The sequence below is a fragment of the thiotrophic endosymbiont of Bathymodiolus puteoserpentis (Logatchev) genome, assembly GCF_900127505.1.
Lineage (GTDB): Bacteria > Pseudomonadota > Gammaproteobacteria > PS1 > Pseudothioglobaceae > Thiodubiliella.
In genome coordinates this window covers 87,160-99,297 of sequence record NZ_UEXF01000016.1, presented here as the reverse complement: position 1 = coordinate 99,297, position 12,138 = coordinate 87,160, and the positions used below count along the sequence as shown (strand labels likewise).

At 36.8% G+C, this 12,138-nt stretch carries 18 protein-coding genes and 1 tRNA gene; 15 read left to right on the top strand and 4 right to left on the bottom strand.

The annotated features are described in order from the left end of the window. The first annotated feature begins 7 nt into the window (after nucleotides 1–7). The 9 genes from BHECKSOX2_RS01775 to BHECKSOX2_RS01735 all read left to right on the top strand — a co-directional run bounded on the left by BHECKSOX2_RS01775 (nucleotide 8) and on the right by BHECKSOX2_RS01735 (nucleotide 5,643). Nucleotides 8–475, top strand: coding sequence for a chorismate--pyruvate lyase family protein (locus tag BHECKSOX2_RS01775; RefSeq protein WP_139682210.1), 468 nt, complete (start codon nucleotides 8–10; stop codon nucleotides 473–475). Then, nucleotides 468–1,181, top strand: coding sequence for a carboxy-S-adenosyl-L-methionine synthase CmoA (gene cmoA, locus BHECKSOX2_RS01770; protein WP_139682209.1), 714 nt, complete (start codon nucleotides 468–470; stop codon nucleotides 1,179–1,181). The genes BHECKSOX2_RS01775 and cmoA overlap by 8 nt, the downstream gene beginning before the upstream one ends. A 390-nt stretch (nucleotides 1,182–1,571) precedes the next feature. Continuing rightward, nucleotides 1,572–2,168, top strand: a complete 597-nt coding sequence (locus BHECKSOX2_RS01765) for an NYN domain-containing protein (RefSeq protein WP_139682208.1) — start codon at nucleotides 1,572–1,574, stop codon at nucleotides 2,166–2,168. A gap of 3 nt (nucleotides 2,169–2,171) precedes the next feature. Then, nucleotides 2,172–2,753 (top strand): anthranilate synthase component II, encoded by a 582-nt coding sequence (locus BHECKSOX2_RS01760; protein ID WP_139682207.1) that lies wholly within the window; start codon nucleotides 2,172–2,174, stop codon nucleotides 2,751–2,753. A 2-nt stretch (nucleotides 2,754–2,755) separates the two neighbouring features. After that, nucleotides 2,756–3,175: a rhodanese-like domain-containing protein gene (locus BHECKSOX2_RS01755; RefSeq protein ID WP_139682206.1), complete on the top strand. Its 420-nt coding sequence runs from the start codon at nucleotides 2,756–2,758 to the stop codon at nucleotides 3,173–3,175. Between the two features lie 9 nt (nucleotides 3,176–3,184). Beyond that, nucleotides 3,185–3,436: a glutaredoxin domain-containing protein gene (locus BHECKSOX2_RS01750; protein ID WP_090716025.1), complete on the top strand. Its 252-nt coding sequence runs from the start codon at nucleotides 3,185–3,187 to the stop codon at nucleotides 3,434–3,436. After that, the gene (locus BHECKSOX2_RS01745; RefSeq protein WP_139682205.1) at nucleotides 3,436–4,413 is read left to right on the top strand and encodes an NAD(P)H-dependent glycerol-3-phosphate dehydrogenase; all 978 of its coding nucleotides are present in this window, start codon (nucleotides 3,436–3,438) and stop codon (nucleotides 4,411–4,413) included. Before BHECKSOX2_RS01750 ends, BHECKSOX2_RS01745 begins: the two co-directional genes overlap by 1 nt. Before the next feature lie 10 nt (nucleotides 4,414–4,423). Continuing rightward, on the top strand, nucleotides 4,424–4,954 hold the full coding sequence (locus BHECKSOX2_RS01740; protein ID WP_139682204.1) for a histidine phosphatase family protein: 531 nt from the start codon (nucleotides 4,424–4,426) through the stop codon (nucleotides 4,952–4,954). Beyond that, on the top strand, nucleotides 4,951–5,643 hold the full coding sequence (locus BHECKSOX2_RS01735) for a glucosaminidase domain-containing protein (protein WP_139682203.1): 693 nt from the start codon (nucleotides 4,951–4,953) through the stop codon (nucleotides 5,641–5,643). The genes BHECKSOX2_RS01740 and BHECKSOX2_RS01735 overlap by 4 nt, the downstream gene beginning before the upstream one ends. 77 nt (nucleotides 5,644–5,720) lie before the next feature. On the opposite strand, the gene rpsI is transcribed toward BHECKSOX2_RS01735, so the two are convergent. The 3 genes from rpsI to BHECKSOX2_RS01720 form a co-directional block, all read right to left on the bottom strand. Then, nucleotides 5,721–6,116 (bottom strand): 30S ribosomal protein S9, encoded by a 396-nt coding sequence (rpsI, locus tag BHECKSOX2_RS01730; protein WP_090716012.1) that lies wholly within the window; start codon nucleotides 6,114–6,116, stop codon nucleotides 5,721–5,723. A gap of 30 nt (nucleotides 6,117–6,146) precedes the next feature. Beyond that, a complete protein-coding gene (gene rplM / locus BHECKSOX2_RS01725; protein WP_090716009.1) occupies nucleotides 6,147–6,575 on the bottom strand; it encodes a 50S ribosomal protein L13 in 429 nt (142 codons plus the stop codon). A gap of 64 nt (nucleotides 6,576–6,639) precedes the next feature. Then, entirely contained in the window at nucleotides 6,640–8,205 is a 1,566-nt protein-coding gene (locus BHECKSOX2_RS01720; RefSeq protein WP_245391279.1) for a phosphoethanolamine transferase, read from the bottom strand. 35 nt (nucleotides 8,206–8,240) lie between these two features. Here BHECKSOX2_RS01720 and BHECKSOX2_RS01715 point away from each other — a divergent pair, with 35 nt between their 5' ends. From BHECKSOX2_RS01715 to BHECKSOX2_RS10695, 6 genes are all read left to right on the top strand, one after another. Then, complete coding sequence (locus tag BHECKSOX2_RS01715) at nucleotides 8,241–8,921, top strand: TatD family hydrolase (protein WP_139682201.1); 681 nt, start codon at nucleotides 8,241–8,243, stop codon at nucleotides 8,919–8,921. Next, complete coding sequence (locus tag BHECKSOX2_RS01710) at nucleotides 8,921–9,661, top strand: tRNA threonylcarbamoyladenosine dehydratase (RefSeq protein WP_139682238.1); 741 nt, start codon at nucleotides 8,921–8,923, stop codon at nucleotides 9,659–9,661. Before BHECKSOX2_RS01715 ends, BHECKSOX2_RS01710 begins: the two co-directional genes overlap by 1 nt. A gap of 39 nt (nucleotides 9,662–9,700) precedes the next feature. Beyond that, nucleotides 9,701–9,777 (top strand) — tRNA-Pro (locus BHECKSOX2_RS01705). Between the two features lie 24 nt (nucleotides 9,778–9,801). Continuing rightward, nucleotides 9,802–10,353 carry a thioredoxin family protein gene (locus BHECKSOX2_RS01700; RefSeq protein ID WP_139682200.1) on the top strand — a complete coding sequence of 184 codons (552 nt, stop codon included), beginning with the start codon at nucleotides 9,802–9,804 and terminating at the stop codon, nucleotides 10,351–10,353. Further along, on the top strand, nucleotides 10,344–10,940 hold the full coding sequence (locus BHECKSOX2_RS01695) for an NnrS family protein (RefSeq protein ID WP_139682199.1): 597 nt from the start codon (nucleotides 10,344–10,346) through the stop codon (nucleotides 10,938–10,940). The genes BHECKSOX2_RS01700 and BHECKSOX2_RS01695 overlap by 10 nt, the downstream gene beginning before the upstream one ends. Further along, entirely contained in the window at nucleotides 10,906–11,145 is a 240-nt protein-coding gene (locus BHECKSOX2_RS10695; protein ID WP_483444633.1) for a hypothetical protein, read from the top strand. The genes BHECKSOX2_RS01695 and BHECKSOX2_RS10695 overlap by 35 nt, the downstream gene beginning before the upstream one ends. Here the strand turns inward: BHECKSOX2_RS10695 and BHECKSOX2_RS01690 are convergent. Continuing rightward, entirely contained in the window at nucleotides 11,096–12,070 is a 975-nt protein-coding gene (locus tag BHECKSOX2_RS01690; protein WP_139682197.1) for a DDE-type integrase/transposase/recombinase, read from the bottom strand. The genes BHECKSOX2_RS10695 and BHECKSOX2_RS01690 overlap by 50 nt on opposite strands. Nucleotides 12,071–12,138 lie beyond the last annotated feature (68 nt).

The window sequence follows — 12,138 nt, the reverse complement described above, 5'->3', positions numbered from 1 at the left end:
GCCATTTATGAATATTAAAAACCTTCTTTGGGTAAACTTAGACGCGCAAATGACAATACCTAAAGCGTTAGAACCATGGCTGATTGATAATCAATCACTGACGCACAAACTCAAACAAGAATTTGAGGATTTTGCTGTCAATGTGCTGTCACAAACACAGGGGAAAGCCCACAAAAATGAAGCTGATTTGGTTGACACCCGAGACGATTGCATTATTCGTGAAGTAGAATTATTAGGCAATCAACAGGTGATGATTTTTGCACGCTCAATCATACCGATTACCAATGACACCAAAGATTTACGCACTATTGGTGGTAAACCATTGGGCGAAATTTTATTTAACGATGGTAGCATCGTGCGTGGTGAGATGCAAATAACACACGCAGATAATCTTTGGGGAAGGCGCTCAACCTTTACCATTGGTCAAACCAAATTATTGGTTAGCGAGTTCTTTTTGGAGAACCTTTATGCGTGACAAACTCTTTCAAAAAAAGACAGATTTGGTTGATTTTACTTTTGATGAAAGTGTTGCTAATGTATTTGATAACATGGTTAGACGCTCAGTGCCTGGTTATCAATCCATGATTGAAATGGTTGGACTGATGGTTAAAACTTATGGACAAGACAACAGCAATTATTACGACCTTGGTGCGTCAACAGGTGCGATTTCTCTAGTATTAGGTTTAAACAATAATCACAATAATAATCAAATTATTGCGGTTGACAATTCTCTGGATATGATAAAAAAATGTGAAACCAATCTTGCAGGTGAATTATCAAACTTTAAAACTATTTGCAATAATATTGAAGATATACATATTAAAAATGCATCTATCGTTGTTCTTAATCTCACCTTGCAATTTATCAAACCTAAACAAAGGCAGACACTTATTAACACTATTTATCAAGGGTTAAACAAAGGCGGTGCATTGATTGTATCGGAAAAAATTCATTTTGACGATAAGCAAAAACAAGATGAGATAACCAAACTACACTTAGATTTTAAGCGTGCCAATGGATACAGCGAATTAGAAATTGCCAGCAAACGCCAAGCCATTGAAAATGTGTTAATTACTGATAGTCAACAAACGCATTTTGCACGATTTAAAAATGCGGGATTTTCTCAAAGTTTTCATCACTTTCAGTGCCTTAACTTTGCCTCCTTTTTAGCGGTAAAATAAACCCAATCAAAACCTAAAGTTTGATAGAATAGTTTGGTTTTTTGGGGCATTACACTTGCACGATTGGCAAAATTTTTAAATGTATCATTTGAGTAGCTGGCAACGGGCAATATAATTGAAAACAACCAAAATATGATTATTAAAAAATTATGCCATTTATAAAAAAGTTTAACACCAAGCACAAAGGTAAGCCGATTGATTTTCCTCAGGTTGTAAAATAAACTTTTTGCTAAATAAAAAATTTGTGTATAATTTTATTTGTATCCGTTAAGTTTGTAGGCAAGCATAAAAGACCAAAGCTTGTGGGCAAGCATAAAAGACCAAAGCTTGTGGGCAAGCATGAAGGCCTCCTTTTGGAGGTCTTTTTTTTAGCTTTAAGGAGTAAAAAAAATGAAAAAAACTATTTTACTGATTGATGCTGGTTATTTACTCCTTGTCTTAAGAGAGGAAGGTATTTTTTATAATGCAAATATGATTGCACAAATAGCTAAGGATTGTTGTGTAGCTGATGAAGAATTACACAAAATTCTCTATTATGATTGTGATTCATTTGACCCAATTGACAAAAAAACTGGCAAACCATTCTTTTATTTGCTGAAACACAAAAATGGTGCAGAATTAGTCAAAAAAGAAAATAAACTGATTGCAGAATTACAACCAAAAGATTTATTTGCTGTTCGTTTAGGGATTTTAAAATTCGAAGGTTGGACTAATGAAGGCAAAAAAGGTAAGCCAAAATTTAGGCAAAAAGGCGTGGATATGCGTATTGGGTTAGATATGGCACACCTTGCTCATCAAGGAAAAATTGATAGAATTATTTTAATTACTGCAGACACTGATTTTATTCCTGCAATGAAATATGTTAGAAAAGCCAATATACAGGTTGTAATTGCCAAATTAGGAGGGCGCCATTTAACGCCAGATTTAACCATGCATACTGATTTTATTAGACCAATCAAACTAACTAAATATCAAAAAAAACAATAAATTATGCTTTTAATGATTGACAATTACGATTCATTTACCTATAACTTGGTGCAGTATTTTGGCGAGTTAGGACAAACGGTTGAAGTGTATCGAAATGACAAAATTACAGTCAATGAAATTGAAAAACTGAATCCAGAGTTTTTGGTTATCTCCCCTGGCCCTTGCACACCAAATGAAGCAGGGATTTCAATTGAAGTGATTAGAAATTTTGCTGGCAAGATTCCAATACTTGGTGTGTGCCTGGGGTTTCAGGCGATGGTGCAGGCATTCGGTGGTAATGTGATTGGCGCTAAAAAGATTATGCATGGAAAAATATCACCTGTACATCATACAAACAAAGGTGTATTTAACAACCTCAACAATCCATTAAATGCCACGCGCTACCACTCATTGGTAGCCGAACAATCCAGTTTGCCAGATTGCTTTGAAATGACTGCTTGGACTAAGGATGAACAAGGTGGTTGTGATGAAATTATGGGCATCAAGCATAAAGAAATGTCCATTGAAGGTGTTCAATTCCACCCAGAATCTATTTTGACTGAACAAGGTCATGAGATGCTAGATAACTTTTTAAAAGGAGAATAAACATGGAAGTTTTAGAGTTTTTATTAGATGACGAGCAAATCCTTACCACAGTTACATTGGTGATTTTGATTATGCTACTGATTGGCAATGTTGTTGCAGATAAATTAAAAAAATACGAAGATATAGATGTTGACGCAGCAGTTACATTAATGGATGAAAAAGATTTAATTATCCTAGATGTGCGCGAGAAAAAAGAACGCAGTGCAGGCTATATTGCAAATGATATTCATATCCCAATAAGTCAAGTTAAAAGTAAACTTGATACCTTAGATAATAAGAAAAAAGTATTGGTATATTGCCGCAGTGGTTCGCGTGCAGCACATATTGCAGGACTATTAACACGCAATGAGTTTGAGCATGTTTATAACTTAAAAGGCGGCATGAACGCCTGGAAAAAAGCCAACCAACCCATTAAATCTTAGGAGACGCAAGTGAAAACAAACACAATTTATTGTTCTGATACTTGTCCATTTTGTCAAAGAGCTTATCAATTATTAGAAAGTAGAGGTATTCCCTTTAAGAAACATTATGTCAAAACACCCGATGATTGGGACGAAGTAATAGAAAAAACTGGCAGAAATACAGTACCACAAGTATTTATTAATGGCACACATATCGGTGGCTTTGATGATTTAGCAGCCGCTGATTCGTCTGGAAAATTAGACGAAATCCTTAATCAATAATGACCAACAACCTTAGTATTATTGGTGCAGGTGCTTGGGGAAGTGCTTTAGCAATTGCCTTGTCAGATAACTTTGATACTATCTTTTTACATGCTCACACGCAAAAAGAAGTTGACACACTACAGCCAAAACACCCTGCTTTATCGGTAAATTATGCATCAAATATAAAACTGACTTTTGATTTATCGCATGTGCAAGATTCTCACAGTGTTTTAATTGCGGTACCGAGTTATGGTTTTACTAGCACACTTAAAACACTGCAACCCTTACTCACAGAAAAACAATCTGTTGCTTGGGCAACTAAAGGTTTTGATACCGATGGACAATGTTTTTTACATGAGAGCTTTGAATCTATTCTAGACAAACACCCAAGTTGTGTAATTTCAGGACCTAGTTTTGCCTTTGAAGTCGCTAGTCGTAAACCAACAGCACTTAGCGTTGCTGCAAAAGACAAAAGAATTCAAGACCACTGGGCGCAAGTTCTAAATACTCAAGCACTTAGAGCCTACACCAATGATGATGTCATTGGTGTAGAAGTGGGCGGGTCAGTCAAAAATATTTTGGCAATTGCCGCAGGTATTGCTGCAGGTTTAAACTATGGTGCTAGCGCTCAAGCGGCTTTAATTACGCGTGGATTAGCTGAAATGATACGCTTAGGTGTGGCTTTAGGTGCGAATACATCGACTTTCAATGGTTTATCGGGATTGGGTGATTTGGTGCTAACTTGTTCCGATGATTTATCAAGAAATCGCCAATTTGGCAAGGCATTAGCTAAAAATCAAAATACAAAACAGGCGTTGAATAGTGTTGGTGCAACTGTTGAAGGGCTTAATACCTTAGAGTTAGTATTATCACAGGCAAAAAATCATCAAATTGAAATGCCAATTTGTGAACAAGTTAAACAAGTTGTTGATGGACAAGTGACGCCGACCCAAGCCGTTAATCGGTTAATGTCAAGAGTGCAAATCCACGAGTGATTTCTCTAAAATGATTCTTGACTTATTAAGACATGGTGAACCCGAAGGGGGGCGCTTATACCGTGGAAATTTACTTGACGACCCCTTAAGCGAAAAAGGCTGGCAACAAATGCAAGCATCAATAAATGGTAAACACTGGGATTTTATTGCCACTTCGCCAATGGCTCGTTGTCAAGCATTTGCTCAGCATTTATCAGAAATACAAAATATTGAAATGCAAGTGTTTGACTCACTAAAGGAAATAGGATTTGGCGACTGGCAAGGTCGAAATGCCAAGGAAATTGGACAAACCACAATTGACAAATTCAAACAAAACCCCTTAGACAATCGACCATTGGGTGCAGAAGATTTATACGATTTCCAGGCACGAATATTGTCTGTATTAGAGCAAATAACCCAAGAACGAACAAAAAAGTCAATCTTACTCGTCGCCCACGCAGGGGTAATTAGGGTTATTAAATCTCACTTACTCAACCTATCCATTGAAAAAATGTTTACAATACAAGTTGCTTCTGCATCTTGTGAGCGATTTGAATTATGAGAGAACTTTTGTTTGTCATCACTATTGCTTGCGCTACTACAGCGCAGGCTTTTAACATCTGGGATTTAATTTCACCAAAAACACCAAAATTTGATAAGATAAAAGATTCTAATCAAAAGAAAAATGCTTTTTTTGATTACTTACTACCAATGGTAAAAGAGGAAAATAATAAAATTAAACTGCTTCGTTCATTGATTAAAAATAATCAATTTGATGACACACAGATTAAAAAATTAGCTAAAAAATATCGTATTAAGAGTGTGAACAAAATCTCGTTATTAAATGCAGTAGACACTATCCCTGCCTCTTTAGTGTTAGCGCAAGCAGCGATTGAATCCAATTGGGGGAATTCCAGATTTTCCAAATACTACAACAATTATTTTGGTCTGTGGTGTTTTAAACCTGGTTGTGGTGTTGTACCTAAAGAGCGTATAAAAGGCGCTAAGCACGAGGTAATGAGCTTTTCTTCGGTCAACAAATCCATTAAATACTACCTGCTAAATCTTAATCGTAATCATACTTATAGGTTACTCAGACAAATTAGAGCTTATAAGCGTAAACACAATCTTAAACTTACAGGTGCCAGTCTTTCTGAAGGATTGGAAAAATACTCAGCGATTGGTTATGAATATATTGAGTTAGTGCAAAGTATTATTAGACAAAACAAACTGTCTAGATTTGATGATTAACTGCCGAATTAAAACAAATTCTAGGCAATAAAAAACCCGAAATCTGCGGGTTTTTTTTGCAAGCATTAAATAAAATGTTAACGCTTTGAGTACTGCTCGCTCTTACGCGCTTTCTTGTGTCCAACTTTCTTACGCTCAACAATTCTTGCGTCACGAGTAACAAAACCAGCCTTACGAAGGTCACCTCTAAGCTCTTCATCATACTCCATTAAGGCGCGTGTCACACCTAAACGAATCGCACCCGCTTGACCAGTGTCACCACCGCCCTTAACCATGATGTTGAAGTCAAACTTATCTCTCATATCAACCGTATCTAATGGTTGATTAATAATCATTGAAGAAGTTTCACGACCGAAGTATTCGCCCATTGGACGCTTGTTTACGGTAAATACACCTTTACCTTTAGTCATATAAACACGAGCTACTGAGGTCTTTCTTCTGCCTGTTGCATAAAATATTTGCGTCTTTGCCATAATAATTTCCGTACCTTAAAATATCTAAAATTAAATTTCTAAAAGTTGAGGTTGTTGCGCCGCGTGTGTATGTTCAGCGCCTGCGAATACCTTCATCTTTCTAAACATATCTCTACCTAGAGGGCCTTTTGGCAACATACCTCTGACAGCTTTGTTGATAATTTCTTCAGGCTTCTTAGCTTGTAAATCCTTGAATGCTATTGACTTCAAATTACCTACATAACCCGTATGATGATGATACATTTTATCGTCAAACTTATTACCTGTTACTGTTACTTTTTCAGCATTGATAATAACAATGTAATCGCCTGTGTCTGTATGTGGCGTGTATTCAGGCTTGTGCTTACCACGAAGGCGAGAGGCAATTGCTGTTGCCAAACGACCCAGTGTTTTACCGTCAGCGTCAACCAATAACCAATCTCTTTTCACTTCGTGTGCCTTAGCGCTAAATGTTTTCATAAATCTATCTTTGTGCAAAATAATCGGACTATTATAATCATCTTTAGATTTTAATGTTGTCTATTCACCGAATAAAGTCTAATTTTTGTTCATAAACTTTGGTTCTAACATCAAACAACCCTAACAAAGTATGGAACAACCCATCATGGCTTAATGCCAAATCTTTTTTGCCCTTTGTAACTTCTGTGGAAAATTTCTTGTCAAACCATGCGATTGACGCCACATGAGTTTGCTCTTTTGGTGCTATAAAATAAGGCATACCATGTAAATACAGCTCTTTTTCGCCTAACGACTCACCGTGATCACTCATATAGAGCATTGCACTTTGATGTGTTTGATTTTTCTTCAACAATGCAATCACTTGAGATAAAAAGTAATCGGTATAAACAATGGTGTTGTCATAGGCGTTATTAATCATCTCATCAGTGCATTTACTAAACTGATTAGTCTTGCAGGTTGGTGTGAACTTTTCAAACGCCTTAGGATAGCGTTTATAGTAAGCAGGCCCATGACTACCCATCATATGCAGGACAACTAAAATATCTTGGTTTTTGTGCGTGCTGATGTAGTCTTGTAAACCATCCAACATCCCCACATCTCTACATTCCACATCACACATAGGGTTATTACTACTGGTTTTAAAATCTTGATAGGTAACACGATTTGCAACGCCCTTAGAGCTAGAATTGTTGTCTCTCCACAACACCTCAACACCAGCATGATTCAAAATATCTAATATATTACTCATATTTTTACCTTGCGTGTGAGAATAATCACTCCTACCCAACGATGAGAACATACAAGGTAGAGAATAAGCGGTATCGGTACCACAAGAAGACATTTGAGAAAAACTAAGTACCGACTCCTTCGTCAATAATGGGTTAGTCAGCCTTTGGTAGCCATTTAACGAAAATCTATCTGCTCTGGCTGTTTCCCCCGCTATCATAATAACCAATTTCTTGTGTTGGCTATCTCTATCAATGCGTGCGTCTTCGCCAATAACTTTAAAAGGCATACGCTGAGTTTTAAATTGTGAATTTATAGTTTGGCCAATCGCATATAAATGATAAGTTGGATTGATATACAGGCGCAAATATGCATATTCCTTAAAGAGTGCAGTGTAAGACTTAAAAAACACCAAAGTAATCACAACAAATACAATAATTAAACTCAAAAATACCTTGAATCTACGCCAGAGTTCTTGTGGTAGTTGATGATGCACAGTCTCTACTTTATAGACCCAATAAGAGGGAATAATACCAAGTATAACAACATACAACAACAGTTTAAAGCTCAACAAATCTATGGACTCCGCCCAATTGGTACCCATAGTATTGGCAATCATATTCTCATCAAAAATCGTGCCGTAATTATTCGTAAAATAACTTACCATGGCGGAAGAAAATAAAATAATAATTAAAATTGGTTTTGCGCTATATTGATTACTAATTAGTAATAAAATAGTAGAAAGAACGACAAATAACCAAATAAATAATGATGCAACATAGCCGAGATTCTCAGACAAAGAAGTATCGAGTATTTTGGAAAAAAACACCACATTGCCAGTGATAGTCAAAAATATAGCAACAATCAGCACCAATGAGATGATTGAAAGTTTGTGTGAGAACATGATTATTTGTTTATAAAAAAAATAATGACCATTATATGATTAATTCGCATGCACATTTAGATTTTGACGAAGTCAATGATAGGCACATTGCACAAAACGCAGTGGCAATTGTGCCGAGTGTCTCTAAGCAAAATTGGACTGATGTACAATCGTATCCTTATTTCGCATTAGGCATTCACCCTTGGATGGTGGAATATCATCAACAACAAGATCTAGAGCATTTGGAGTATTTAATCAAATGCAATAACCCAGTTGCAATTGGCGAATGTGGTTTAGACTATGTTAGAGATATTGATAAAAAGCAACAACTCCACTTCTTTGTTTCTCAATTAGAACTGGCGCAAAAATATGACTTGCCCATTATCATCCACGCAGTTAAATCAAGTGAAGATGTGATTTTCTTATTGAAAAAATATCCTAAGGTGACAGGGGAAATTCACGGATTCTCTGGTAGCGAACAACAGGCAAAGAACTTAATAGAAATGGGATTTTATTTGGGTTTTGGCATGCAAATTACCAATCCAAAATCCAAACGCTTGCGAGAAATTGTAAAAAACCTACCAATAAAAGCTCTATTAATTGAAACCGATGATCACCCCAACCCACAAGACTTGTCCATAGTGGCTGAGGAAATTGCCAAATTAAAACAAATATCGGTAGAAAAACTCATCACACAATGTGATAATAACGCCATTTCACTTTTTAGGCTTTCATGATGGGTGGCAGTTGCGCACGCACAGAAATATTACTTGGCCAACAAGGCCTAGCGCGTTTAGCCGAATCACATGTGTTGATTGCTGGACTCGGTGGTGTGGGCGGTGCTTGCGCTGAAGCCCTATGTCGTGCAGGTATAGGCGCATTAACGCTGGTTGATTTTGATGTAGTGGAAAAGACCGACCTTAATCGACAACTAATCGCTCTAAACTCAACCTTAGGCAAATATAAAGTGGATGCTTTAACTGATAGGTTGCACGATATTAACCCAGATACCATTATTATTAAACGCAATGAATTTATTGATAGAGCAAAAGCACAAAATATTGCTATTGAAGCGGATTTAGATTTTGTTGCCGATTGCATTGATGCCATTGCTTACAAAACTATATTGATTGACAGCTGCAATCAATCTGGCAAGCCGATTATTTCTAGCATGGGCGCAGGCGGACGACTGGACCCGACCAAAGTACAAATCTCACGCATGGACAAAACTCAGAACTGTGCCTTAGCAAGAGAAATGCGCAAACAACTCAGGCGCATTAGGGCTTCAATGAAATTTCCTGTGGTGCATTCTATTGAAGTGCCAATCAAAGCACTGCCCCACCAAGAAGTGAATGCGACCGATACTGCACCTGCTGGCAGACCTAGAGCAGTCAATGGTGCAATCTCTTATATGCCCAATATTTTTGGCCTGATGATGGCAGGACACATTATCCAAACTTTACTCAAACAAAAATAGCATATATCTGACAAAAAATACGCTATGATAGTAACCTTTCGGGGCATAGCGCAGTTTGGTAGCGTACCACACTGGGGGTGTGGTGGTCACAGGTTCAAATCCTGTTGTCCCGACCAATTTTAAAATATAAAGGAAGCACTATGATAAGTACACAAACCCCAATTTGTGACTTTAACACGCCAGCGATTGATTTTAACCTCAAAGGTGTGGATGGAAAAATACATAACTTAGCAAGTTGTAAGGGCAAAAATGGCTTACTGGTAATGTTTATTTGCAATCATTGTCCGTATGTTAAAGCTATTATTGAACGCATTATCAAAGACACTAAAGAATTGAAGGCATTAGGTTTAAATGCTGTTGCAATTATGTCTAACAACCCAAAAGAATACGAAGCAGATTCTTTTGAAAATATGCAAAAAATTGCTAAAGAAATGGATTTTTCGTTCCCTTATTTAATGGATAAAACTCAAGAAGTTGCCAAAGCCTATGGTGCGGTTTGTACACCAGACTTCTTTGGCTATAACACAAACTTGGCGCTACAATATCGCGGTCGACTTGATGCTTCACGCAAAGAAACAGCCTTGAGCAGTGTTAAGCGTGATTTGTTTGATGCAATGAGCCAAGTGGCAACCACTGGGCAAGGTCCAACAGAACAAATCCCCTCAATGGGTTGTTCAATCAAATGGAAATAAAGGCCATATTAGTTGAAGATAAAAGCAAAATGCCAGCCTTCTTAAGGTCCGGTTTTAGAGTTTTATTTTTTGCTGCTGGATTAGGCTCATCACTGTTAATGCTGGCTTGGTTGCTATTCTTTAGTGGGCAAATTAATGTCGAGTTTAATACGCACTATTGGCATGCACATGAAATGATTTTTGGTTATACAATGGCTGTTATTGTAGGATTTTTATTAACGGCAACTCAAAACTGGACAAAACTCAAAACAACGAACGGCTACCCATTGTTATCTTTAGGCATTGTGTGGTTGATTGCTAGGGTGCTTTTGGTCATGGGCAATGATTATGTTTTCTATCAACTAATCGCTGATTTATATTTTTTAGTTTTCTCATTACTATTTATAACCACACCTATTATCAAAGCAAAAAACTGGCAAAACTTACCTATCGTTTTTAAATTATTGATTTTTACTATTGCTGATATTTTATTTTGGTATTTTAGGCTACATAGAAAATGGACAATACCTAGGTATTTACATTGCCTTTTATACTGTAGTTGCGCTTATTTTGATGATGATACGCAGACTGATTCCATTTTTTATTGAGAACGCTGTGTCAAAGGATACCAAGCTCAAAAATTCTAAACTCCTAGATTTTAGTAGCATGGTCTTATTTATTGTATTTGCCATTGATACTATTTTCTTTAAAACATCAATAACGCCAATTAGTACCTTACTCTTATTTGTCAGGTTTCACCACGTTATTCCCTACTTTCAAAAACCACACTCCGAAACATATCAGGCTTTCTGATAAACAAATCAGGCTTCAAATTATACCAATACTCTAAAGCCTCATAAGGCGTCCTTACCTTAATCTCTTTTCTAAGTCCACCATGTCCACGATTAAAATTATAAAAAATCAAAAACTTGTTCAAATCTTGCTTCATTTCATCAATGTTTTGATACGTTATCGCCTTAACTGTTGCATTCTTAATCGTGCCATTGACGCGCTCAACCATGCCATTGGTTTTAGGGGTTACAGGCTGTGTTAATCGATGCTCAATCTCACTGCGTGAACAGAGTTTGTCAAATTTGTGTTTACCACTAACTTGCTTGTCTTTAGTGACAAACTTATCAGTAAACTCTAAGCCATTATCAGTTAATATATGCGTAATTGTAAAAGGATAAAAGTCCTTGCAATTATTAAGGAACTCAACGGCATTGATAGCGGTTTTATTCTCATAAATCTCAAAATAAAGCACCCTAGTAGCACGATCAATGGCAACAAACAAATATTGCTTCTTACCCGCTAGTTTTGGTAAATAGGTAACATCAATGTGTAAATATCCAGGCTCATATTCCTTAAATGTAGAGGCTTGTTGTTTCTTTTCTTGTGGCACTCGGTTAATGCCAAAACACACCAAAGTGCGATATACATTACTCCTATTGGCATTTGGCATGCAGGCAACAATACTATCAGTTAAGTCATCAAGTTCTAACCAAGTGAGGGTTCGTACTACTCGAATAATCTCACGCTCGGTCTCATTTAAAGCGTAGTGTATTGTCTTTGGTCTTGAGGTTTTGTCTTTAACAAAATCACGACTCTTCCATTTGGCAATGGTTTTAGTGCTAACACCAAAGCGGTGTGCTAAGGTAGTATTCGAAGCCTTAGCCCCGTGTATAATCGCTCTTGAATGTGCATTAGTATTCGCATTCATGTGGTAGTTCTGTTTCATATATTCTCCTTTTTGTAGTAGAAAAAAAGTTAATATGTTACGGCAACTACCACCCTAATTTAGGGGGG

Coding starts and splice junctions, on each gene's coding strand:
- BHECKSOX2_RS01775 (WP_139682210.1), top strand. CDS start 8: ATGAATATTAAAAACCTTCTTTGGGTAAACTTAGACGCGCAAATGACA.
- cmoA (WP_139682209.1), top strand. CDS start 468: ATGCGTGACAAACTCTTTCAAAAAAAGACAGATTTGGTTGATTTTACT.
- BHECKSOX2_RS01765 (WP_139682208.1), top strand. CDS start 1,572: ATGAAAAAAACTATTTTACTGATTGATGCTGGTTATTTACTCCTTGTC.
- BHECKSOX2_RS01760 (WP_139682207.1), top strand. CDS start 2,172: ATGCTTTTAATGATTGACAATTACGATTCATTTACCTATAACTTGGTG.
- BHECKSOX2_RS01755 (WP_139682206.1), top strand. CDS start 2,756: ATGGAAGTTTTAGAGTTTTTATTAGATGACGAGCAAATCCTTACCACA.
- BHECKSOX2_RS01745 (WP_139682205.1), top strand. CDS start 3,436: ATGACCAACAACCTTAGTATTATTGGTGCAGGTGCTTGGGGAAGTGCT.
- BHECKSOX2_RS01740 (WP_139682204.1), top strand. CDS start 4,424: ATGATTCTTGACTTATTAAGACATGGTGAACCCGAAGGGGGGCGCTTA.
- BHECKSOX2_RS01735 (WP_139682203.1), top strand. CDS start 4,951: ATGAGAGAACTTTTGTTTGTCATCACTATTGCTTGCGCTACTACAGCG.
- rpsI (WP_090716012.1), bottom strand. CDS start 6,116: ATGGCAAAGACGCAAATATTTTATGCAACAGGCAGAAGAAAGACCTCA.
- rplM (WP_090716009.1), bottom strand. CDS start 6,575: ATGAAAACATTTAGCGCTAAGGCACACGAAGTGAAAAGAGATTGGTTA.
- BHECKSOX2_RS01720 (WP_245391279.1), bottom strand. CDS start 8,205: ATGTTCTCACACAAACTTTCAATCATCTCATTGGTGCTGATTGTTGCT.
- BHECKSOX2_RS01715 (WP_139682201.1), top strand. CDS start 8,241: ATGATTAATTCGCATGCACATTTAGATTTTGACGAAGTCAATGATAGG.
- BHECKSOX2_RS01710 (WP_139682238.1), top strand. CDS start 8,921: ATGGGTGGCAGTTGCGCACGCACAGAAATATTACTTGGCCAACAAGGC.
- BHECKSOX2_RS01700 (WP_139682200.1), top strand. CDS start 9,802: ATGATAAGTACACAAACCCCAATTTGTGACTTTAACACGCCAGCGATT.
- BHECKSOX2_RS01695 (WP_139682199.1), top strand. CDS start 10,344: ATGGAAATAAAGGCCATATTAGTTGAAGATAAAAGCAAAATGCCAGCC.
- BHECKSOX2_RS10695 (WP_483444633.1), top strand. CDS start 10,906: ATGATGATACGCAGACTGATTCCATTTTTTATTGAGAACGCTGTGTCA.
- BHECKSOX2_RS01690 (WP_139682197.1), bottom strand. CDS start 12,070: ATGAAACAGAACTACCACATGAATGCGAATACTAATGCACATTCAAGA.